Source organism: Streptomyces changanensis (assembly GCF_024600715.1).
Taxonomy (GTDB): Bacteria; Actinomycetota; Actinomycetes; order Streptomycetales; family Streptomycetaceae; genus Streptomyces; species Streptomyces changanensis.
Genome location: NZ_CP102332.1, coordinates 5,895,114 through 5,918,482, shown reverse-complemented (window position 1 = coordinate 5,918,482; position 23,369 = coordinate 5,895,114). Strand labels below are relative to the sequence as shown.

Sequence of the window (23,369 nt, the reverse complement as noted above, 5' to 3'; positions counted from 1 at the left end):
GGGGGTGTCATCTCTGCTCTGTCGGAAAACGGGGTATGGGCGGTGTGCCGGTCCGTGGACCGGCACACCGCCTGTACCCCTTACGTCTGCCGTGGTCGCGTCACCAGGGGGACGGTGCCGGTGGCGCGACGACGGTCGGGCGGTCGTCGCAGGTGATGGTGTTGGGCAGCAGCCAGGGGGCGAGCCAGCCACCGTCGTTGCCACCGAGGTCGGTCAGGGCGAACTCCGAGCCCGTAGCGGGGAAGTTGAAGGAGCCGCAGTTGTTCACGCCAACGGCCCCGACGTTGCGGGCGTCGACGTTCTCGAAGGTGGCGGAGCCCTTCACCCGGGCGCTGAGGACGGAGTTGCCGGTGCCGTCGACCCGGATGTCCTTGAAGTGGACGGCCGGGACGTCGACCTTGTCCTTCACCCCGTACTCGCTGACGAGCATGATCGCGTTGTGGGTGGAGTCGAGGTAGTGGTCGCCGGTGACGCGGATGTCGGCGTCGATGCTCTTGTCCAGGGCGTAGAACCAGATCGCTCCGAGGCCGATCCTCCAGTTGAGATCGAGGGTGCCGGCACGGACGGTGGTGTTGTCGGTGAAGCGGAGGGTGCCGGTGAAGGGCTCGGCGCCGAAGCGGGAGCCGGCGTGGAGGCCGCTTCCCTCGCGTACCGGGTCGGCGACGAGGTTGCCGCTGACGGTGTTGTCCTCGCCGCCGTAGATCGCGATGCCGTTGGCGAGGGTCGGGGACTGGACGGTGTTGCGGGAGAAGGTGTTGCGCGCGTCGGAGGTCTTCGCCGACCACATGGCCAGACCGTCGTCGCCGGTGTTGCGGACGAAGTTGTTGTGGACCAGGGAGTCGGTGACGCCGGTGTGGAAGTTGAGGGCGTCGGCGATCTGGTCGGTGATGATGTTGTTCGTGACCTTCACGTTCGACATCGGGCCGTCGAACCAGAGGCCGACCTTGGTGTGGTGCAGGTAGAGGCCGTCGACGGTGGAGTCGCTCATGGCGCCACCGATCGCGTTCACCTGATCGGTGTCGATCCGCTCGCGGACGTCGCCCTCGACGGCGAAGCCCCGCAGGTGCACGTTCCGGCTGCCGCCCTCGGCCGCGCTCCTGCCGTACAGGCCGACGCCGGTGTGACGGGAGCCGTCCGGAGCGGGTTCAGGGAGGGTGACCTGGCGGCCCTTGAGGGTGGTGTGCCAGTTGCCGGCGCCGACAATGGCGACGTCGTCGACGACGATATGACGGTTGACCTGGAACGTGCCCGGGGGCATGTAGACGTTCCGGCCGACGCGCTCGGCGAAGGCGATGGCCCGCTCGATGGCAGGGGCCGCGTCACGCCGGCCGGTGGGGTCGGCGCCGAAGGCCAGGACGTTCACCCCGCCGCGCTCCACGTGCGGCGGGGCGACCAGCTCGGTGTCGAGCAGATCGATCACCGTCCAGGCGGCGGGGCTGTTCGCGGGGACGGCGAGCCGGACCCGGTCGCCCGCCTGGTAGGTGCGGCCGAGGTGGAGCCGCTGCTCGTCGTAGAAGTGGGTGGGCCGGAAGGGCTTGTCGAAGGCGGGCGCCGGGGTGGTGGCAGCCGGAACGCAGGCGCACTCGGCGAGCCACCATTCGCGGTGGAGGAGATCCGCGTTCGGGTCGTTGGTGAAGGGGTACTGGTTGTAGAGCCAGGAGTACTGGGAGGTCAGCGTCATCGTCTTGCGGTGGCGTCCGTCGACGGAGACGTCGAGCGGGGCGGTGATGCCGCCGCCTTCGGGCGCGTCGGGGATGCTGTAGCGGACGGTGAGGGCGTTGGCGTCGCGCGGGAGGACGAACTCGACGTGCTGCCCGGCGGTCAGCCGTACGGCGGAGCGGCCCGACGCCTCGGAGGGGAGCGTGTACGGGGTGCGGTCGGGTCCGATGACCGTGCCGTCGGTGACGGCGTTCTCCGCCTCCTGCTCGTCGAAGGCGACGGTGGCGCCGCGGTCGGCCACGAGCTCAGGGGCGAGGGCCGCCCTGGTGACCACCGGACCGGCGGCGCCGGCCTGCTTGTGGTCTGCAGTGCCCGCCGTCGCGACGCCGTCGAGGACGACACTCAGGCTCAGTGCGAGGGCGGCAGTCGCCAGCACGGCTCTTCGGCCTCTACGGGCGCCGCATCCGGATCGGCTCGCATGCATATCGGGCTCACTTCCGTCAGAGGTGATGCGGACATCGCCCGGGCGTGCGGCCCGGGCCGTGGGAACAGCAGACCCGGTGTGCTGACTCCTCGCGAGGGGTTGGCACACCGGGCATCCCGCCGGACGCGGCGTGGTCAGGTACGCAGCCAGACGGCGGTGTCCGGGGGGAGGGTGCCGTCCGCCGGCAGCTCGTCGCTGGCGAGCAGGACATCGGTGTGCGGCGGAAGGGGTACGGCGTGGCCGGCAAGGTTGACGACGCAGAGAAGGTTCTCCGCGCGGGCGAAACTCAGCACACCCTCGGGCGATGGCAGCCATCCCATGGGTCCGTCTCCAAGTCCGACCTCCGTGCGGCGCAGCTCCAGGGCGGTGCGGTAGAGCGTCAGCATGGAGCCGGGGTCGGCGGCCTGGCAGTCGACTGCGTAGCGGGCCCAGTCGGCGGGCTGCGGTAGCCAGGGCTCCGTACCACCGGAGCCGAAGCCGTACGAGGGGGCGTCGGCCTCCCAGGGGAGGGGGACGCGGCAGCCGTCGCGGCCGGGGTCGGTGCCGCCGGAGCGGAAGTGCATGGGGTCCTGGATGCGGTCCAGCGGGATGTCGGCCTCGGGAAGGCCCAGTTCCTCGCCCTGGTAGAGGTAGACGGAGCCGGGCAGAGCGAGGGTGAGGAGGGCGGCCGCGCGGGCGCGGCGGGTGCCGAGCTCCAGGTCGGTGGGGGTGCCGAAGCGCTTCTTGGCGAAGTCGAAGCCAGTGTCCTCGCGGCCGTAGCGGGTGGCGGTGCGGGTCACGTCGTGGTTGCACAGCACCCAGGTGGCGGGGGCCTTGACGGGGGCGTGCTCGGCGAGGGTGGCGTCGATGACGGAGCGCAGCCGGTCGGGCTCCCAGGGGCAGGCGAGGAAGTTGAAGTTGAAGGCGGTGTGGAGTTCGTCGGGGCGGAGGTAGCGGGCGAAGCGTTCGGCGTCGGGGAGCCAGACCTCGCCGACGAAGACGCCGCCGTACTCGTCGGCGATGGCCCGCCAGGAGCGGTAGATGTCGTGGATCTCGTCCTGGTCGATGTACGGGTGCGGGTCGACGCCCTCGACGAAGTCGCGCAGCCCAGGGTCCTTGGTGAGGAGGGCGGCGGAGTCGATCCGTACGCCGGCGACGCCCCGCTCGAACCAGAAGCGGAGCACGTCCTCGTGTTCCCGGCGGACGTCGGGGTGGGACCAGTTGAGGTCGGGCTGTTCGGGGGTGAAGAGGTGGAGGTACCACTCGCCGTCGGGGACGCGGGTCCAGGTGTTCCCGGAGAACTGGGACGGCCAGTCGTTGGGCGGGAGTTCGCCGTGCTCGCCGCGTCCGGGCCGGAAGTGGAAGCGGGCGCGTTCGGGGCTTCCGGGTCCCGCGGCGAGCGCGGCCCGGAACCAGGCGTGCTGGTCGGAGACGTGGTTGGGGACGATGTCGACGATGACGCGCAGGCCCAGTTCGGCCGCTTCGGCGATGAGCTTCTCGGCCTCCTCGAGGGTACCGAAGGCCGGGTCGATGGCGCGGTAGTCGGCGACGTCGTAGCCGCCGTCGACCATCGGGGAGGCGTACCAGGGGGTGAACCAGACGGCGTCGACACCGAGTTCGGCGAGATAGGGCAGTCTCGCCCGGACGCCCGCGAGGTCACCGGTGCCGTCGCCGTCGCCGTCGGCGAAGCTGCGCGGGTACACCTGGTAGATGACGGCGTCGCGCCACCAGTCGTCGGTGCGGGGGGTGTCAGGGGCTGCCACGTGGGGGTCCTTTCGGGCAGGTCGGGGTGCTTCGTCGTCGGCCCGGTGCGGCGGGGCACGGGAAGGCGGGCCGACGACGAAGTTCTGGGGTGCGGAAGGGAGGGCCGAAGGGCTCGGTCAGCCCTTGAGGCCGCCGGCGGTCAGGCCGCTCATGATGTTGCGCTGGAAGACCAGGAAGATCAGCAGCGTGGGAACGGAGGCGATGGTCAGGGCGGCGATCAGCACATTGACCGGGACTCCGTTGGACAGCGAGTAGATGCCGACGTTGAGGGTCTGCTTCGACGGGTCGGGCAGGGTGAGCATCGGCCAGAGGAAGTCCTTCCACACCCCCACGACCGCGAAGATCGAGACCACCCCGAGGATCGGCCGGGAGATCGGCAGGACAATCGACCACAGGACCCGCGTGGGCGAGGCCCCGTCCATCGAGGCTGCGTCGAGCAGCTCCTTCGGGATGGAGTCGAAGAACCGCTTCAGCAGGAAGATGTTGAAGGCGTTGGTGACGGCTGGCAGCCAGATCGCCCACGGGGTGTTGAGCAGGTTGCGCTCGATGACCGGCACGTCGAGCACCGTCAGGTACTGCGGCACGACGAGCACGGTCGCCGGGATCATCAGCGTGGCCAGCATCATGCCGAGGATCGCCTTGCCGAAGACGGGCCGCAGCTTCGACAGCGAGTAGGCGGCCGCCACGTCGAAGACCAGTTGGAAGGCGAGGGCGCCGAAGGCGTAGTACAGGGTGTTGAAGAGGAGGGTGGCGAGGTCCATGACCTCCCAGGCCCGGGTGTAGTTCTCCGGCTCGAAGGTGCCGGGAACCAGGGTCGGCGGGGTTTGGATGACCTCCTGGGCGTCCTTGAACCCGCTGGAGACGAGCCAGTACAGAGGGCCGAGGAAGACCAGGGTGAACAGTAGGGTGACGGCGGCGAAGACGGTCCAGTAGAGGGCCTTGCCGCGGGGCCTGGCGAGGACGGCCGGTGAGATGAGTGTACGTGTGGACATGGCTGGTCTCCGGTCCTACTCGTCCTCGGCGCGGCTGAGCTTGACGTACACCGCCGAGAAGCCGGCCAGGAGTACGAGCAGGAGCAGGCCGAGCGCCGCCGCGGCACCGTAGTTGTTGAAGTTGAAGGCGTACTGGTAGATGAGGTAGACGACCGTGGTCGTCGAGCCCTCGGGTCCCGCGCCGCCGGTGAGCAGGAACGGCTCTACGAAGACCTGCATCGTGGCGATGACCTGCATGAGCGCCATCAGCGACAGGATGAGGCGGGTCTGCGGGATGGTGACGTGCCAGATCTTGCGCAGCAGACCGGCACCGTCCAACTCGGCGGCCTCGTACAGCTCGCCGGGGATGGACTGGAGCGAGGCGAGGTAGATCAGGGTGGCGCCGCCCATGTTCATCCAGGTCGAGGCGATGACGACCGCGACCATCGAGATGTCCGGGTCCTGAAGCCACTGCTGCTCGGGCAGGCCGATCGAGGTGAACAGCTCGTTGAGGAGGCCGTAGCCGGGGTCGTACAGGTACTTGAAGAGCAGGACCGAAGCGACCGGCGGCAGCATCACCGGCAGGTAGACGAGCAGGCGGAGGTAGCCCTGCCCGTGGTGGAACTCGTTGATGACGACCGCGATGAGGAAGGGCACTACGAAGCCGAAGACGAGCGCGAGGACGGTGAACAGGGCGGTGTTGCCCCAGGCCTGCCAGAAGGCCGGGTCGTTGACGACCGTGATCAGGTTGTCGAGACCCACCCAGGTCGTACGGCCGCCTTCGGTCTTCTGGAAGGCGAGGAAGAACTCCCGGACCATCGGGTACCAGGAGAAGACGCCGAAGCAGAGGACCGCGCCGATGAGGAAGCCGTGAGCGGTGAAATTGCGCCGCAGGGCACGGGTGAAACCGCCCGAGGCGGGCGCGCGCTTCCTCTCACGCGGCGGGGCGGGGCGGACGGGATCCGCCTTGCTCGGGGTCAGGCTGGGGGCCGACATCGTCGCTCCTTGGTACTGTCTGCCGGTTCTGGGCCCGATCGGGCGGGCTGGTGGAGTGGGGCGGGCCGGAGTCGGCCCGGCCCGCCGCTCTGGGCCGGGGCGGGCGGACGCCCGCCCCGTACCCGGCCGGTCACTGGTTGGCGAGGACCTGGTTGACCTGTGCCTCGGCGGTGGCCAGGAGCTTGTCGATGTCGGCGTTCTTGTTGGTGAGAATGCCGGACATCACGTTGTCCAGTACCTTGTAGACCTCCTGGGCCTTCGGCGGCTCGGCCTTGCCCGCGACGGGGTTGTCCATGAACGCCTTGAAGTTCTCGACCGGCATGGTGGCGTGCTCCACGCGGGCGGCGTCGTCCTTCGTCTTGGAGTCGTTCAGCCAGAAGTTCGGCTGCGGGATACCGACCGGCAGGCCGTCGGCCTTGGTGCGGGCCCAGTCGAACTGACCCTTGCCGACGGTGAGGTTCTTGAAGTTGAGCCAGGCGATCGCGGCCTTGATCTTGTCGGGCGAGATGCCCTTCTTGATCATGTAGTTGTTGCCGCCGGCCAGCGTGTTCTTGCCGCCGGGGATCGGGCCCATGCCGAAGTTCTCGTACTTCGCGCCCAACTGCTGGACCATGTACGCGATGTCGTCGGGGGCGGCGAGGAACATGCCGAGCTTGTCGGTGGCGATCTGCTTCTGCAGGTCGCCCCACTTCAGCAGCTGGGTCTTACCCATGCTGTCGTCCTCCCACCTCATGGCGTGGAGGTTCTTCGCGACCTGCTTGCCGAGCTCGTTGTTGAACGCGGCCTTCGTGCCGGACGCGTCCACGATGTCGCCGCCGAGGCTGTACATCTGCGCGGTGAAGTGCCAGCCGCCGGTGTTTCCGGCGCTGTACTCGCCGAAGCCGGCTATGCCCTTGCCGAGGCCGGCGATCTTCTTGGCGGCGGCGCGGACTTCCTCCCAGGTGCGCGGCGGGGCGTCCGGATTCAGGCCGGCGTCCTTGAAGAGCTTGCGGTTGATCAGCAGGCCCATCGTGTAGTTGCTGGTGGGCAGGCCGTAGAGCTTGCCGTCGTGCTTGAGGGAGTTGAGGACGTTCGGGTCGATGTCCTTGAGCAGCGGGACCGACTTCGGGTGGACGTAGTCGGTGATGTCGGCGGCGCCGTCGTTGTCCAGGACCTGCGGCAGGTCGGTGAAGTAGGTGTAGAAGACGTCCGGCTGCGACTTGGCCTTGAGCATCGCGGTGAAGCGCGGCGGCTCCAGGCACTGGCCGGGCGTGGAGCGTCCCTCGATGGTGATGTTCGGGTACGTCTTGTTGAACTCGGCGACGTCCTCCTTCCACTCCTTGAGCTCGGCCGCCTTCGCCGTGGGCGGCATGCAGTCGATCGTGAGCGTCACCTTGGTCTTCGGGTCCAGCGGCAGCGTGGGATCCGAGGAACCGTTTTGCTGGGTTCCATCGCTGCTGTTGTCGTTGCTGCTGCTCGTGCCGCAGGCGGCGAGCGCGGTCAGCGACAGTGCGGAGACGAGGGTGATCGCGGCGGCACGACGACTGCGGCGGAACCGGGCACTTCTCATGAGTGGACCCCTTCGGGCATGAGCGAGGAGCGGTACGTGAACGTGAGGGCACCCCAGCGCCGTTGGCATCGCGGGGTGCGGCACACTCAATCACCACCAACAAGTGAACGCAATATCTCGCGTTCGTTTCGTAATTGCCCGACAGGACTGAGTAATCGTATCGTGACTGATGCGCAGGGTTGCGACATTGCGAAGTGGGTGGAGTCACCTGGGCGCGCTTCCCGCAATCCCGAAGCAAGGCTCCTTCCCATCGAGCGTCACGACCTCGGAAGACCTGGGATCCATAGGCGACTGCCCATAGAATCCTTCGAAGAGATCCCCCTCTGTAGGCAGCCGCTCACTGAAGTCGGCAGCGACCGGGGCGAACAAGCCGCGCCCCGGTCTGCCTCCCGGCACCTGATTCGTCCCGGTCGACTCGGCCTACGTGCAAAAACTTCGGCCCGGGGCGGTCGCCCTACACCGGAGAAGACCTGAGACGCCTACCGAGGCCTCACCAAGGATCCTCGCCTCGGGAGTCACCTCTCTACGCCTGAGCCTGCGGACCGCCGGGACCCGGGGACCGCGGTGCCCACGGCATGTCGGTTCCCGTGGCGGCCCTCGGCATGGCGACCGCGGCAGCACCCATCGGATCGGCCGCCCGAGATTGCGCACGTGGCAACCGGCCGATCCGGGGGCGGCCGCCGAAACTGCTCAAGCGGTGAGCCCAAGAGCCGTTCCCAATGACAAGGAGCGCTCGGAGTCGTCGCCGCATACGCCTCCCCGACACGTGCTGCTCAGGTCGGGAACGATTTCTAGGAGGTGGGGCGCACCCGGTGCGGTACGCACGTCACATAGGCGATGCACACGAGAAGGGGCCAGAGGCCGTACGCGCCGCCGCAGTGTCGGGGCCGGCTCGCGGGACGGCCCCGCGGCTGTCGACCTGCCCACCGTCACACGACATATGGAGTGCGCTCCGGTCCGGCAGACCCACGGAGGCGCGTCGTCATTGCCGTGATGGAGAAGGCCGACGACGAGGGAGGTCCCAGGACGCCCGCCCTCGCCCCCTCCCCCACTGGCGCTGCCCGGCCCGGGCGGCCCGTGGTGAGCTCCCTCCTTGAATGAGAGGCCTCGTCGTCCGAAGGAGGGCGATACCGATCCCTGCCTCACCGACCTGCGCCCTGGAGTGACATGACGTGATCAGGCTCGCCGGAGAATCCCTCCCCGGTGGCCCCGGACTCCACGGTCCCTGCGTGTCGACGGTCAGACGATTGCCCACCATGTGCATCAAGCTCCTCGACCAGCCGTCCGCGCCGTCTTCACCGCTTCTGGAACGGGTGCGTGCCCGGTGTGTTCCCGCTAGGTTCTGCGGATACGGCGATTCGCGAAGCTCGAAGAGCTGTCAGTACCGGTGCGCCATGCGCTCGGAGCGGGGTGCCGTGTGGTCTCGGTGGACCGGCTCCCCGGAGGGAGCAAGAAGGGCGTGTACCGGGTCCATGTCGAGGGAACCCGCGTCCCGAACGTGATCGTCTACATCTGGGCCACAGACGAGAGCTTCTGGCCGGATGCGGGCAGACCGACAGCACTGACCCGTTCGCGCCCGCGACCGGCCTCACCCCCTTCCTGTCCGCCCAGCGCAGCCTGGACGGCCTGGGAGTGCGGGTGCCGCGGATTCTCAGCGCGGACGACAGCTAGCGCCGCTATCAGGCCCACTGTGTCCAGCACCCTGCGGATCGGGATGTCCGGTTCTATTCCCCCTGTCCGGTACACAGGTGCGCGCGGAAGAACTCCACCGCCTCGGAGGCCACTCGGCGACGGGTCTCCGCGCCTTCCGGGTTGCCGCCGAGGAAATGGTGGTGCTGCACGTCAGTGCCGACCGAACGGCCGCCGGCGGCAGGGATGAGGTTGAGGTAGCGCAGCGCGTTCTCCTCCGGGGGCGTGATGGTATCGGCGTCACCCCACCTGATCTCCACCGGGCGGTCGACGCACTCCAGGCTCTCCGCGGTGATCATCTCGCCGATCGCCGGGCAGATGAGGAACGCGGCGCGTACCCGATGATCCCCGTGATCCTGGCCTGCTTCCGCGAGCGCCTGTGTCAGTTGCTCGCCGGGAACCGACGTGCCGAGGGCTTCCAGCAAGCCGGGAAACTCGGGTAGCTCCGGCATCCGGGCGCGCCCGTCCAGTACGGCCCGCAGCACACCGCTGTCGATCCGTGCGCCCGTGAGGGCTGCGCTGGTGCACCCGCCGGACGAGAACCCCGCTGCCCCGACCCTGCCCAGCGCTTGCTCCGCAGTGATCACATCCAGGGCGAACGACAGATCTCGGGGTCGTTCCCATTCGAAGGCGAAGCCCTGCGGGAGATAGCCGTCCACGAAGTTGTTGCCGTGGTGTTCCACCGAGACTGCGAGGAACCCGGCCGCCGCCAGCGTTTCGGCCAGCCATGCCATTTGTCGTGCCGAGCCACCTGTGCCGTGTGAAATCAGCACCGCCGGCGGTGGCACCTTTCCGGACGAGGCCGAGGGGTGCCATATATAAACGCGGACAGGACGCGGGAGTTCTCGTCTCTGTAGTCGCGCCGTCTTTCATCGAACAGGTCTCGTATCTGAGGCTCCGTCATGATCCTAATTCAACTTTCCAGAGAGCTCCATGCGTGGAGAGACGCATCCATAAGTCATCCAGCTATCCATCGTCATCCGTCTGTGCGGGATTCTCGTGACGCGCGCAGCTTGCAGTCGGCCACCGTCCGGTGTTGACGTCACCAGGGCTCCTGGACGCTCAGGTTCCCGTGCCATACCAGGTGGCCGGCGGAACGCCCCACCATGATTCGGTATGCCCCTGCCTCCGTGCGCCAGGCCCGGGCTTCCTCGGACCAGTGCCGCAGTGCGCGTGCCGGCACGTCCACTACGGCGGTCGCCGAGGCACCGGGCTCTGCCTGGACGGCGGCGTAGCCGGCGAACCAGAGGTCCGGTCGCTCCACAGCGGAGTCCGGGCGCGCCAGGTACACCTGCACCACCTCGCGACCGGACCTCGCGCCCGTGTTGCGCAGCCGGACGCTGACGGTGAACGGGTTGCCTTCCGTCACCTGCGCCGGGGCGCTCACCGGCCCGTACTCCCACGTGGTGTACCCCTCGCCGTGCCCGAACCAGTAGGCGGGTTCACTCTCGGCGCGCACCCAGGCGCGGTAGCCGATGTGCAGACCTTCCTCGTAGTCGAGTCGGCCTTCGACCGGCTGTGAGCGGGTGACGGGTGCGTCCGGGAGTGAGGCCGCCCAGGTCGTCGGAAGCCGGCCGCCGGGCTCGACGAGTCCGAAGAGCATGTCGGCGAGACCGGAACCGGCCTCCTGTCCGGGAAACCAGGAGAGCAGGACCGCACCCACCTCCTCCCGCCACGGAAGCTCCACCGGGCCGCCGCTGTTGACCACGGCGACGGTGCGCGGGTTGACCGCTGCCACGGCGCGGACGAGCGCGTTCTGGTGTCCGCCCAGGGAGAGATCCGTGCGGTCGTGTCCTTCGGTCTCGGTGTGCTCGGTGGTGCCGACCACCATGATCACCGCGTCCGCGTTCCGGGCTGCTTCCACCGCCTCGGCGAGCGCGGCCGAGGCCTCGTGCTCCGGGGGCGCCGCCGCGACGATCACGGCCCGCCCGGCTCCCGGGACCAGTTCACGCCGGGCCACCAGATGGACGGGCTGTCGTGTGCTGATCGTCGCCTGCGCGGTGTGCAGGGGCGGGGTCACGTGGACGACGGCAGGGTCGTCGGTGGTGCAGGGGAACTCACCGTCCAGCACGATCCGGTCGTCAAGCGTGAGCGACATGCGTCCGAAGCCGGCGACGCCGAAGGTCCACTCCCCCATCGCCTCCGCCCTGATCAACGCGCTGACCTCCACGGTACGCGCGCCGGGAACGACCGGCGGTTCCAACTGCCGCCCTGACAAGCGGTGTTCCGCGTACAGCTCGTCGCCGCCCGCGTCGAGGAGCCGCAGCAGCACTCCGGGCTGCCCCGACCTGGGGTTGTTGCATCGGTCGGGGTCGAGAGGGGCCGGGGGTACGCCCAGGGAAGGGCCGGGTACGTGCACGACGCGGGCATGTCCGCGCAGTCGGGCACGGATTCCGTCGAGGGGCGTGACCGTGCCCGAGTCGAAGACGCCGGCGCTGCCACCACCCTGCACCCGCGGGGACGCGGCGTGTGCGCCGATGACCGCGACGGTCGACAGGGCGGCCCGGTCCAGCGGCAGCACCCCGCGGTTGCTCAGGAGTACCGATCCGGCGGCCACCGTCCGGCGCAGCAGCTTGCGTGTGTCGCGGGATGTGTACGCCGGTCCGCGCCGGGGCCGGCGCGGACCGAGGGCGTGAAGGCGGTGGGCGAGCCTCAGCAGGCGCCGCACCTTGTCGTCGATGATCTCCTCGGGGACGAGGCCGTCCTTCACCGCCTGGGCCAGTTCCGCTTCCCACGGTCCCTGCGGTCCGGGCATCGCCAGGTCGAGTGCGGCGAGCGCGGGACCCGTCGTCGAACGGAGCGCGCCCCAATCCGAGACGACCACCCCGTCGAAGCCCCAGTCGCCCTTGAGCGGCTCGGCGAGAAGGCTGTTTGCGGTCATGGTGGCGCCGTTCACGCTGTTGTATCCGGCCATGACCAGCCACACGCCCGCGTCGACGGCCGCCTCGAACGGAGCGAGGTACACCTCCCTGAGTACCCGCTCGGAGACCCGTACGTCGACATGCATGCGCTCGGTCTCGGAATCGTTGGCGACGTAGTGCTTGGCCGTGGCCGCCGCCCCGGCCGCCTGGATGCCCCGGATCAGCGCCGCACCGGTACGGCCCGTCAGCTCCGGATCCTCCGAGTAGCACTCGAAGTGCCGGCCGCCCCGCGGAGTGCGGTGCAGGTTGAGCGTGGGGGCGAGGACGATGTCCACACCCTTGCGGGCCGCTTCCGAGGCGAGCAGACCACCCAGCCGCTCGACCAGCTCCTCGTCCCACAGCGCGCCGATCGCGGACGCCGACGGCAGCAGCGCGGAGGTGCGCCGTTCGTCCCACGCCTCTCCTCGCACGCCGGCAGGGCCGTCGGACATGACCATCTGACGCAGCTCGACGGCCGGCTCGTCGGCGGTCCGCCAGGTGGTGGCACCGCTCAGCAGCCGTACCTTCTGAGTCAGATCGAGCTTCTGCAGCATCAGGTCGATCACGTCGTCGGTCATTCCCACCCCAGTCACGTCAACCACCCCCCGACTGGGAGAGCGCTCTCCAAGCTTTCGTCCGCGAGGGGGTCCACGTCAAGCCCTCTGCTGATCAACCGTCACCTGCGCACGCGAAAGGCCCGGTCGCCCCGAGTATGGGAGAGGGCGACCGGGCCGGTGCGCATCGCCGACCGGCTCAGGGCAGGCGGTGGTCGGCGTTCAGCACGGCACCGCGTTCGGGGCGGTACAGGTCGAAGCCCCGGGTGTCGCACTGCAGGCCGCCGACGATGCAGTGGTCGACCAGGGCCTTGAGGGTGCGCTCCTCCCACGCGTTGAAGAAGTCGTAGTGGAAGGAGTAGCCGCGCCCGCTGGCGAGGCGGACCTGGCTCATGTCGCCGTTGACCGGCCACGCCATCTTGAACTCGATCATCGGCAGGGCGACCGGGTGGGAGGCCGGGCACATGTTGTCGTTGGTGCCGGGCTTGACCACCGGGTAGGCCATGTGGCTCTGGTGGTTCGGGGTGTCGAGGTACTTTCCGTCCCAGCAACTGGGGGCCTGCATGCGCAGGTTGAGCTGGACGTCGGGCCGGCTCGGGCAGCTCGCCGGGATGTCGGTGTTGAAGAAGCTGTCACCGCATTCCCAGCCCTCGACGAAGCCCTTGTGGGCCCGGAACTCCTGCGCGCTCTGCATGGGGTTGCCGACGACGAACCGCAGACCCTTGGGGAAGGGCCGCACGCTCCTGTAGTCGGTCACGCCCGCCTTGTAGTAGATGACCTGTGGGCCGACGGGCAGGATCTTCTGGTCGCCCTTGTACAGCGAGGGCATCCAGTAGGCGGAGGCGTCCGCGGGCGCCTTGCAGGTGGTGTTCCCTCCGTAGAGCGAGCCGGTGGTGCTGGCGGCGTTGGTGGAGGTGTTGCCCATGAACGTGTGGTCGTGGGACTTGCCGAACTGGCCCGGGTAGACGATCGGGTCGTCCGGGGCGGTGTGGGTGACGGAGCAGCCGGCCTGGAACTCGTGATGGTAGGCCGGGGGCGGGGTGGCCGTGGAGGGGACGACGCCGGTGACCTGGGGTACGGCCGGGATGTAGCCGTCTCCGTCGGGGTCGTCGCCCGACGCCTGGGTAGACACGGCCATGGTGTGTCCGCTGTGAGCGTCGGCCGCGGCGACGGCGGGAGGGATGCCGCTGTCTGTGCCCGCGGCGGAGGCGATGGTGCCGATGCCGAGGACGCTGGCGATGAGGGCCGTACCGAGGAGGAGTGCGGGGAGCCTTTTCGGACTCGATCTCATGGGGATCTCCTGCCCATGGGGGTGGGTTCGCGTGCACGCGAGGACGCCACGCGACTGGTGTGGTGGCGGTTGCGCTTCGTGCGGTGGTGCCGGGGTGGCGGGGCCGAGCGGCAGGCCCCGCCACCCGTCTTGGGGGTTCGGCTCCGTCAGCTGTAGACGCCGAACTCGTGGAGCGAGTAGCCCCAGCCGGTGCCGCGCGCGGTGAGCTGGAGCTTGACGTACCGGGCGGTGGCGGGCGTCTCGATGGTGTCGATGTCGCCGTTGCCGCTGGTGGTGGTGTGGATCGTGCGCCAGGTGGTGCCGTTGTCCGAGACCTGGACCTCGTAGGAGCGGGCGTAGGCCGGGTCCCAGACCAGCTGGAGCCGGTTGAAGGAGCGGACCGAGCCGAGATCCACCTGGATCCACTGCGGGTCGCTCCAGTCGCTGGCCCAGCGGGTACCGGTGTTGCCGTCGAAGGCGTTGCTCGCCGGGCAGGGGCAGTCGCCGTAGGAGGCCTGGGAGGAGGAGGCGGTGGCGGGCTTGCCCAGGGCGATGTTGGTGCCGGCGACGGGCGGGGCGACGACCTTGACGGACTTCGTCTCGATGCCGGCGTTGCCCCGGCCGTCCTCGGCCTGGATGTAGACCTTCCACACGCCGAGCTTCTCGGGCGCCGTGACGGCGAAGGTGTTGTTGCCGAGCGAACGCCACTGCGCGTCGACGAGACGCTTGTCGCCGTTGGCGTAGTTGCCGCTCAGGTAGATCTTGGGAGTGACCGTGTCGCCGTCGGGGTCGCGGATGTCGGCGCGGACCGTGAACTCACGGCCCGCCGGAGCCGCGGAGGCCGGGGTGACCGTCATGTTCGTGATGACCGGCGGGGTGTTGTCGCCGGTGGTGGAGCCGGCGTAGGCCTTCTTCACCGCGTAGTACGACAGACGCTTGAGGCCGTCCGGGAGGAGGTTGAACCAGACGCCGCCGAAGTCGTGTTCGAGGCCGTAGTGGAACATCGTCGCGCCCAGGGCGACGCCCCGGTGGCCGGTGATGCAGTCCCAGGCCTTGGTGTAGCCCTCGGCCTTCTGGACGTCGGTGGGCTCGTCGGGGACGCCGTTGACGTCGTCGGGCACCTCCCATTCGCCGGCGTTGCCCGTCTCGGTGATGATGTACGGCTTGTCGTACCCGCCGTCGATCCAGTCCTGCCGGACGCCGCAGATGTCGCCGTAGGCGTTCATCGAGTACAGGTCGAGGTCCGGCGCGTTGCGCTTGTAGTAGGGCCAGGCTCCGGTCCAGGCGTCCGTCGAGGTGACGGGGTGGTCGGGGTCGATGGAGTGGATCTTCTTGGCGACGTCGTTGACGAAGGTCGTGTACGCGTTGCGCTGGTTCTCCAGCTCGGTGCCGCTGTAGCAGTTCTGCAGACCGAGGACGGACTCGTTGCCGACGTTCCACATGAGCGTCGCGGGGTGGGACTTGTAGGTGTCGACCCACTTCGCGAACTCGGTGAGCATGGTGTTCTTGTACGTCGTGTCGGTGACGTAGTTGACGCAGCCACCGGAGCCGGGGCCGCCGCCCGGCTGGAGCCAGAAGCCGTTCATCACCTTGAGACCGTGGGCGGCCGCCGCGTCGAGCAGGGGCTTGCTGGAGGCGTCGGTCCCCCAGGTCCGCACGGTGTTGACGCCCATGGACTTCAGGTCCGGCATGTAGCGGGCGGCGTCGGCCATCGCCGGACCCCAGGTGAGGCCCTTCACGGTGTACGGCTGCCCGCCGACGGTCAGCTGCCAGTTGCCCTGAGAGCCCGCCACGCGCACGGCGCCCTGCGGCGGGGTGGTGCCGCCGCTCTCGCCGTACACCTGGAACTCCCACAGCGAGTAGCCGTAGCCGCTGGAGCGGACGAGGCCGTTCATGCGCACGTACCGGCCCGAACCGGAGATCGCGATGTCGTCGGTGCCGCCGTCGCTGCCGGTCACGGTCTTGGCCGTGCGCCAGGTGGTCCCGTCGTCCGAGACCTGGATCTCGTAGTTCTTGCCGTACGCGCCCTCCCAGGTGAGGACCACGCGGCTCAGGTCCTTGGTCGCGCCGAGGTCGACCTGGAACCACTGGGCGTCGCTCCACTGGCTGGCCCACCGGGTGCCCGTGAGGTCGCCGTCGACGGCGGCGGCGGCGGAGAAGGCCGCGCCTTCGGAGGAGGAGGCGGTGGCCGTCTTGCCCTGGGACAGCAGGGTCTCAGCGGCGCTGGCGGCGGGCGCGGTGGCAAGGGCGGTGAGGGAGGAGGCGAGAAGCGCTCCGAGGGTCAGGGCTGCCGCCGCGCCGCGCGTGCGGCGGGCTGGTGCGGCCATGGAGGGGGGATGTGACATTGCGGCTCCTGATGTCAATGGCGGTGACGTGCGACCAGCTCCCGGATGGGGCTCACCCGCCGATGCAGCGCTCTCTCGGGGCGGGCGGGTGTGGCATGCCCATGTCACTATCGGTGACGCGCCAGGGTCAGGGCGTCCTGGCTGGTCGGGTGGTGCGGTAGGTGCCCCGGGCCGGGGCGCGGGGACTGTTCACCCGGCCCGGGGAGTTGCGGTCGGCTCCGTGGCGTTACCGGAGACCGGCGGAGAAGCGAGGGTGCGTCAGGGGAAGGAGACGACCGTCGAGGGCACGGTCGAGGTGCCGGCGGGGATGGTGGACGCCCCGGTGTTGTTGATGACGTGGTTGTAGTGGCCCATTCCGCCGAGAGAGACCACCAGGAGGCTGTGGAACCTCACGCCCGGCTTGACGGGCGCCTTGAAGCCGTGGTCCTGGACGATGGTCGGGTCGACGTTGTAGTTGCAGTAGCTGCCGAGACCCCACGCCTCGTGGGTGTTCACCGAGTCGTCGACGCGGTAGGCGGCGTAGCCCTTCGTGGTGCCGTTCTGGATGGCGGCCTGGTTGGGGGCGTCGTACGCCTTCTCGTTCTGGTAGAAGATCGTGCGGCCGCGCTCGCCGTACCACTCGACGTCGTACTTGTTGAAGTGCTCGACGAACAGGCCGGTGGCGAGCACGTCGTCGCCGTTGACCCGGACGCCGTAGTCGGCGCGGTTGGTCTCCCAGCCCCAGCCCTCGCCGTGGTCGGCGCGCCAGACCCAGGTGTGGTCGATGATCGCGTCGTCACTGTTCACGACCATGCTGGTGGTGGCCTTGCCGACGTGGGCGCCGCCGATGCGGATGTAGACGTCCTGCACGGTGGTGGGGTTGGCGGCGTGGTCCGCGCCTGCGCCCTGCGGCCCGATCTCCAGCAGCGTCGGGGAGTTGACCGGGCCCGCGTCGATCAGGAAGCCGGCGAGCCGGACCCCGTCGACGTCGGCCACCCTCATCGCGGTGACGCCGTTGTCCGGGATGATCGTGGCGAGGCCGAGGCCGAGCACGATGGTGTTCGCCCGGTTCACGTTGATGGTCTGGTCGACGTGGTAGACGCCCGGGGTGAAGAGCAGGTGCAGGCCCTGGGCCAGCGCCTGGTTGATGGTGGCGGCGGTGGCACCGGGCTTGACCACGTAGAACTGGCTGAGCGGGATGGACTCGCCCTGCGGGGTGCCGTTGGCCCAGCTGGTGCCGCGTGCGTTGACGCGCTTGGCGGGCGCGAACACTTTGTACTCGCTGCCGTCGAGGTAGAGGTAGGGCTTCTCGCGGGAGATCGGCGTGGTGTCGAGCGTGGTGTAGCGGGGCTCGGGGAAGGAGGTCGCCGGAGCGCCCTCGGTGCCGGAGAAGGTCTGGTTCCAGACGCTGTTGGACCAGCCGCCGATCGAGCTGTCGCGGGTGTACCACTGCTGCTGGGAGTAGTTGCCGACCTGGCCGTCGACCTTGGAGTCGGCGATGTACCCGCCGGAGGCCCAGCCGTAGCCGTTCGGCGCCAGGTTGAGACCGCCCTTGACGTGCATGCGGCGGAAGGACGATGCCTGCGAGACGGCCCACCGGTTGGTGCCGTTGACCGGGTTGAGGGTCAGGCCCTCCGCGCCGCGCCAGAAGTTCTGGGTGGCGTTGCCGTTGAACCAGCCGGCGTCGACGGTGACGTCGCCGTTGATGGTGGTGTCGCCCGGGCGGAGCCCAAGACCGGCGATCTGGGTGTAGAAGCCGATCTGCGCGTTCAGGTTGTTGTACGTACCCGGCTTGAAGAGGAAGGCGTGCCGGCCCGAGCCGAACTGGGCCGACTCCTGCTCCTGGAACACCTGGTCCAGCTTGCCCTGGATGCCAGGCGTGGACGGGTCGAAGACGTGCACGTTGGGGCCGAGGTCGCCGCCGCCCGGGAGCGTCGGACCGCCACCGTCGGTGGAGCCGTACACCTGGAACTCCCAGAGGGAAAAGCCGTATCCGGTGGCACGGGTGAGGCCGTTCATGCGGATGTAGCGGCCGGTCCCGGAGAGGGTGACGTCGTCGGTGCCGCCGTCGCCGGCGCTGACGGAGGTGACGGTCCTCCAGTCGGAGCCGTTCTCCGAGGACTGGATCTGGTAGCTCTTGCCGTACGCGCCTTCCCAGGTCAGGACGGCGTGGCTGAGCGTGGCGCTCTTGCCGAGGTCGACCTGGAGCCACTGGGCGTCCTGCCACGAACTGGCCCAGCGGGTGCCGGTGAGGTTGCCGTCGACCGCGGCGCTCGCGGCGAAGGCGGGGCCCTCGGTGGAGGAGGCGGTGGCCGTCTTCCCCTGCGAGAGCAGGGTGGGGGCGGCGTGTGCCGTCGTGGCGGGGGCCAGGGCGAGCAGGCTGCCCGCCACGGCGGCGGCGACCGCCCCGGCGATGCTTTTACGGGCCGGCAGAGGACGGCGTCTGCGGGATGGTGTTGCGACCGGTATGCCAACAGGCATGAAGGGCTCCTTAACAAACCTGAAACGGGAGAGCGCTCTCCAGACCTTGGCGTGTTCCAGCCGGTGCGGTCAAGGACTCGGACCGACTTTTCTTTAGCCTTCCATTAAGTTGAAGGCTGCATGCGGTCGGATGACTCCACGATGAGCAACAGATGCCCAGTTGCGACCTAGTTGGCGCCGGCGGGCTGTGCCGGGCCACGGCACACGGCGGCGCCTGCCGGTGGGAGGGCCCGGTCTCCCCGCATATGCGTCGGCTCGGCTGCCTCGCGAGCGGAACGGCACGCTAGGGTTCCGCGTATGAGTAGAAAGGGCCCGACGCTGGAGGATGTCGCACGGCAGGCGGGAGTGTCGCGGGCGACGGTGTCTCGGGTCGTGAACGGGATCCGCAATGTGGACCCCGACATCCAGGAGCTCGTCCGCCACGCGATCGAGCAGACGGGATACAGGCCCAACCGCGCTGCCAGGTCGCTCGTCACCCAGCGGACGGAGACGGTCGCGCTGATCATCTCCGGGGCGGGTGACGCCTTCGCCTCGCGCGTCTTCGCCGACCCGTTCTTCGGCCGGGTGGTCAGCGGCGTGGTCGGGTATCTGCGGTCGCATGCGATGCATCCGGTACTCCTGGTCGCCGAGTCCGATGCCGCCAGGGAACAGGTCGTCGACTATCTGAGCCAGGGCACTGCGGATGGTGCGCTGGTCGTGTCCATCCAGGCCGCCGACCCCTTGCCGGAGATGCTGACCGCCGCCCGGATTCCCGTGGTGCTCTTCGCCCGCCCCGAACATCCGCACACCGTCAGCCATGTCGACCTCTCGCACGCCGAAGGAGCCCGGCTGGCAGCCGAGCATCTTCTGGCCAGGGGGTGCCGACGGATCGCGACGATCTCGGCCCCCCAGTCGATCTCCGCGGCCCGTGACCGTCTCGACGGCTTCCGCGTGGCGCTGGCCTCCGCCGGGGTGGTCGACGTTCCGGTGGTGGAAGGCAACTTCACGGTCGCCAGTGGTGCGGCGGCCATGGCGGAACTGTTGAGTGACCATCCGGACGTCGACGGCGTGTTCGCCGCGAACGATCTGATGGCTCAGGGGGCGTGCCAGTTCCTGCGTGAGCGGGGCAAGCGGATCCCACAGGATGTGGCTGTCATCGGCTTCGACGACTCGAGCGTGGCGGTGACGTGCCGCCCTCCTCTGACCACGGTGCGCCAGCCGGTGGAGAAGATGGCCGGCGCGATGGCTCGACTTCTCTCGGAGCACATCCAAGGGATGCACACCGAGCCCGTATCGGTGCTTTTCGACGCCGAGCTCGTGGTGCGCGAGTCGGCCTGAGCCGCCGCGGACGACGTACGCCTGACACGATGGGCCGTGCCGTGTGCCCGGGTACGGCTCCGGCCCGTCGGCCTGGTGGCGGACGGGCCGGAGCCGGAGCGCCCGGAAGGACGTCTGCTTCCTGCTACTGCGCACGAGCGGTCCTGGTCACCGGGGTTACTCGGCTACGAGGCCCCCGTTATGCGTGGATCTGACGGTGGCTGCGGATGATCTCCGCGTAGCGCCGACCGCTCGTCTTCACGGTCCGCTTCTGGGTGGCGTAGTCGACGTGGACGAGCCCGAAGCGCTTGTCGTAGCCGTAGGCCCACTCGAAGTTGTCGAGCAGCGACCAGGCGTAGTAGCCGGCGAGCGGGGCGCCCTTGCGGATGGCTCGGGCGCAGGCCTCCAGGTGCTCCTCGAAGTAGGCGGTCCGCTCGGGGTCGTGGACCTCGCCGTCGGGGGCGACCGTGTCGGGGAAGGCGGAGCCGTTCTCGGTGACGTACAGCTTCTGGATGCCGTAGTCCTCGGTGAGGCGCAGCAGGAGGGCCTCGAGGCCGCTCCCGTCGATCTGCCAGTCCATGCCCGTGCGGGGCACGTCGGGCAGGCGTACCTCGCGGGCGTACGGGACGGGCCCTGCCGGGTCGCCGGTGACGGTGACCGGGAAGTAGTAGTTGAGGCCGTGCCAGTCGAGCGGTGCGGCGATGATCTCCGCGTCGCCCGCCCGTTCGGGCAGCTCCACGCCGTACAGCTCGCGCATGTCGGCGGGGAAGCCGCGGCCGTACACCGGGTCGAGCCACCAGCGGTTGGTGTGGCCGTCCATGCGGAGTGCCGCCGCGATGTCCGCGGGGTCGTCGGAGGCCGCCGTCACGGTGCTGTGGTTGGTGACGATGCCGACCTGCGCGCCGGGGCAGGCGGCGCGGATGGCCCGGGTGGCCAGACCGTGACCGAGCAGGAGGTGGTAGGAGGCCTGGACGGCGGCGGTCAGGTCGGTGAGCCCGGGGGCCATCCGGCCTTCCAGGTGACCGATCCAGCCCGAGCAGAGCGGCTCGTTGAGGGTGGCCCACTGGGTGACCCGGTCCCCGAGGCGTTCCGCGACGACGGAGGCGTAGGCCGCGAAGTGCTCGGCGGTCTCCCGCACGGTCCAGCCGCCGCGGTCCTGCAGTGCCTGGGGCAGGTCCCAGTGGTAGAGCGTGACCGACGGCGTGATCCCGGCGGCGATCAGGGCGTCGATGAGCCGGTCGTAGAAATCGAGGCCGGCGGCGTTGACCGCTCCGCTGCCGTCGGGGATGACGCGCGGCCAGGCGATGGACAGGCGGTAGGTGTCGACGCCGAGCCGCTGCATGAGCGAGACGTCCTCGGGCCAGCGGTGGTAGTGGTCGCAGGCCTCGTCGCCGTGGTCATCGTTGTCGATCTTGCCCGGCGTATGGGAGAACGTGTCCCAGATGGAGGGGCCTCGACCGTCCTCCGTGACAGCACCCTCGATCTGGTAGGCGGACGTGGCGGTGCCCCAGGCGAAGTCACGGGGGAAGGCGCCGAGGTCTATGGAGTCGGACACGGAGAACCTCTCGGAGATCAGATGCAGAAAGTTACTTGACGGCGCCGGCGGTCAGCCCGGCGACGAGGTAGCGCTGGAGGAGCAGGAAGCCGACGACGACGGGGACGCTCACCACGAGGGAGGCGGCCATCACCTGGTTCCAGTAGACGTCGTTCTGGGTGGCGTACCCCTGGAGCCCGACGGCGAGGGTGCGCGTGGTGTCGTTGGTCATGACGGAGGCGAAGAGGACCTCGCCCCAGGCCGTCATGAAGGCGTAGATCGCGACGGCGACGATGCCGGGCGTCGCGGCCGGGATGATCACCCGGAACAGCGCCTTGATCGGCCCGCAGCCGTCGACCTTCGCCGCCTCGTCCAGCTCGCGCGGGATCGAGTCGAAGTAGCCGGTCAGCATCCAGATGGAGAACGGCAGCGAGAAGGTCAGATAGGTGAGGATCAGGCCTTCCCGGGAGCCGAACAGGGCGATGCCAGTGGCGTTGCCGATGTTGACGTAGATGAGGAAGAGCGGCAGCAGGAAGAGGATGCCGGGGAACATCTGCGTCGACAGCACGGTGACGGTGAAGGCCCGCTTGCCGCGGAAGGAGTAGCGGCTGACGGCGTACGCGGCGAAGATCGCGACGATCACCGAGAACACCGTGGCCGCGCCCGCGACGACGATCGAGTTCACGAAGTAGTCGGCGAGCGGGACGGTCTCCCAGATGTCGACGTACGGGCGGAGCGTGAGCCCGGAGGGGATCCACTCGAACTTCCCCGAGACGTCCTCGAGCGGTTTGAGGGAGCTGGAGATCATCACGTACACCGGCAACACCACGAAGGCGGTGAGCAGGGTGAGGAAGATCCGCCGGGTCCAGAGGAACGAGCGGGGCGCGGCCATGGGGGAGCGCGGAACCGGCTGGGCGTGCCTAGGCATCGGAGGTCTTCCTTCCGCGGGTGGTGAGCAGGAGGTAGACGCCCGTGACGAGGAGGAGGAAGAGCAGGAGCAGCACGGACATGGCCGAGCCGGTGCCGAAGTTCCACGTCTGGAAGGACGACTGGTAGATGTGGAGGGAGATCAGGTCGGCGGCTTCGGGTGCCGCCTTGCCGAAGAGCACGAACGGCGTGTTGAAGTCGTTGAACGTCCAGAGGAAGAGGACGAGCACGAGGACCTGGTTGACGGAGCGCAGGGACGGCAGGGTGATGTGCCGGATCTGCTTCCACACGCCGGCGCCGTCGAGTGCGGCGGCCTCGTACATGTCCCGGGGGATGTTCTGCAGTCCCGCCATGACGGTGAGGAAGGCGAAGGGCCAGCCCTTCCACACGGAGACGATCAGCAGGGCCCAGAAGCTGTTGTCGCCGATGAGCCAGAAGGCGGGGCTGTCGCCGATGCCGAGCTGGTCGTGGAGGACGTGGTTGATGATGCCGTTGTCGCGCTGGAACATGAACGCCCAGGTGATGACGGCGGCGTAGACGGGCAGGGCGTACGGGACGAGGAACAGGGTCCGCAGGAAGCCCCGGCCGCGGAAGTTCTCCTGAAGGAAGATCGCGGCGGACGTGCCGAGGAGCCAGCACAGCCCCACGGACAGCACGGTGAACAGGCAGGTCGTCAGGAAGGACTTCAGGAGCGCCTGTCCGACGGGGGCGTCGAAGTCGATCGCGACGCTGAAGTTGTCCAGACCCGACCACGGCGCCTCCGACCAGTTCCGGATATAGAACTGGGTGAGCTCGCGGAAGCTCATGGTGATGCCCATGAGCATCGGGACGAGGTGGACGAGGAGTTCGAGGAGCAGGGCGGGCAGGAGCAGGAGGTACGGCAGTGCGATGCGGCGGCGCCCGGAGCGGCGAGGTGCGGGAGCCTCTCCGGGTGCGGCCTTGCGCGCGGTCCGCTCACTCGGAGGAGTGATGACGGTTTCGGTCATGGTGGG

The 23,369-nt window shown here is 68.9% G+C and carries 14 protein-coding genes; 1 reads left to right on the top strand and 13 read right to left on the bottom strand.

Going from position 1 to position 23,369, the window contains the following annotated elements:
• Positions 1-100 precede the first annotated feature (100 nt).
• The 10 genes from NRO40_RS25750 to NRO40_RS25705 all read right to left on the bottom strand — a co-directional run bounded on the left by NRO40_RS25750 (position 101) and on the right by NRO40_RS25705 (position 18,620).
• The gene (locus tag NRO40_RS25750) at positions 101-2,143 is read right to left on the bottom strand and encodes a glycosyl hydrolase family 28-related protein (RefSeq protein WP_058944026.1); all 2,043 of its coding nucleotides are present in this window, start codon (positions 2,141-2,143) and stop codon (positions 101-103) included.
• A gap of 134 nt (positions 2,144-2,277) precedes the next feature.
• Complete coding sequence (locus NRO40_RS25745; RefSeq protein WP_058944025.1) at positions 2,278-3,885, bottom strand: glycoside hydrolase family 13 protein; 1,608 nt, start codon at positions 3,883-3,885, stop codon at positions 2,278-2,280.
• Between the two features lie 117 nt (positions 3,886-4,002).
• The gene (locus NRO40_RS25740; protein WP_058944024.1) at positions 4,003-4,878 is read right to left on the bottom strand and encodes a carbohydrate ABC transporter permease; all 876 of its coding nucleotides are present in this window, start codon (positions 4,876-4,878) and stop codon (positions 4,003-4,005) included.
• Between the two features lie 15 nt (positions 4,879-4,893).
• A complete protein-coding gene (locus NRO40_RS25735) occupies positions 4,894-5,853 on the bottom strand; it encodes a carbohydrate ABC transporter permease (protein ID WP_058944023.1) in 960 nt (319 codons plus the stop codon).
• Positions 5,854-5,983: 130 nt separating this feature from the next.
• Positions 5,984-7,402 carry an extracellular solute-binding protein gene (locus NRO40_RS25730; RefSeq protein ID WP_058944022.1) on the bottom strand — a complete coding sequence of 473 codons (1,419 nt, stop codon included), beginning with the start codon at positions 7,400-7,402 and terminating at the stop codon, positions 5,984-5,986.
• Between the two features lie 1,724 nt (positions 7,403-9,126).
• Positions 9,127-9,825, bottom strand: coding sequence for an alpha/beta hydrolase family protein (locus NRO40_RS25725; RefSeq protein WP_058944021.1), 699 nt, complete (start codon positions 9,823-9,825; stop codon positions 9,127-9,129).
• A 308-nt stretch (positions 9,826-10,133) separates the two neighbouring features.
• A complete protein-coding gene (locus NRO40_RS25720) occupies positions 10,134-12,569 on the bottom strand; it encodes a glycoside hydrolase family 3 C-terminal domain-containing protein (protein WP_058944020.1) in 2,436 nt (811 codons plus the stop codon).
• Positions 12,570-12,744: 175 nt separating this feature from the next.
• Positions 12,745-13,836, bottom strand: coding sequence for a DUF1996 domain-containing protein (locus tag NRO40_RS25715; protein ID WP_257375516.1), 1,092 nt, complete (start codon positions 13,834-13,836; stop codon positions 12,745-12,747).
• A 146-nt stretch (positions 13,837-13,982) separates the two neighbouring features.
• Positions 13,983-16,160, bottom strand: coding sequence for a discoidin domain-containing protein (locus NRO40_RS25710; protein WP_058944018.1), 2,178 nt, complete (start codon positions 16,158-16,160; stop codon positions 13,983-13,985).
• A 258-nt stretch (positions 16,161-16,418) separates the two neighbouring features.
• Entirely contained in the window at positions 16,419-18,620 is a 2,202-nt protein-coding gene (locus tag NRO40_RS25705; protein WP_058944017.1) for a discoidin domain-containing protein, read from the bottom strand.
• Positions 18,621-18,917: 297 nt separating this feature from the next.
• Here NRO40_RS25705 and NRO40_RS25700 point away from each other — a divergent pair, with 297 nt between their 5' ends.
• Complete coding sequence (locus NRO40_RS25700) at positions 18,918-19,937, top strand: LacI family DNA-binding transcriptional regulator (RefSeq protein ID WP_058944016.1); 1,020 nt, start codon at positions 18,918-18,920, stop codon at positions 19,935-19,937.
• 178 nt (positions 19,938-20,115) lie between these two features.
• On the opposite strand, the gene NRO40_RS25695 is transcribed toward NRO40_RS25700, so the two are convergent.
• Genes NRO40_RS25695 through NRO40_RS25685 form a run of 3 tightly spaced genes read right to left on the bottom strand, consistent with a single transcriptional unit; the run spans position 20,116 to position 23,363 of the window.
• Entirely contained in the window at positions 20,116-21,471 is a 1,356-nt protein-coding gene (locus NRO40_RS25695; RefSeq protein ID WP_058944015.1) for a GH1 family beta-glucosidase, read from the bottom strand.
• 31 nt (positions 21,472-21,502) lie between these two features.
• Positions 21,503-22,342 (bottom strand): carbohydrate ABC transporter permease, encoded by an 840-nt coding sequence (locus NRO40_RS25690; RefSeq protein WP_058944014.1) that lies wholly within the window; start codon positions 22,340-22,342, stop codon positions 21,503-21,505.
• Between the two features lie 28 nt (positions 22,343-22,370).
• Positions 22,371-23,363 (bottom strand): carbohydrate ABC transporter permease, encoded by a 993-nt coding sequence (locus NRO40_RS25685; protein WP_058944013.1) that lies wholly within the window; start codon positions 23,361-23,363, stop codon positions 22,371-22,373.
• Positions 23,364-23,369 lie beyond the last annotated feature (6 nt).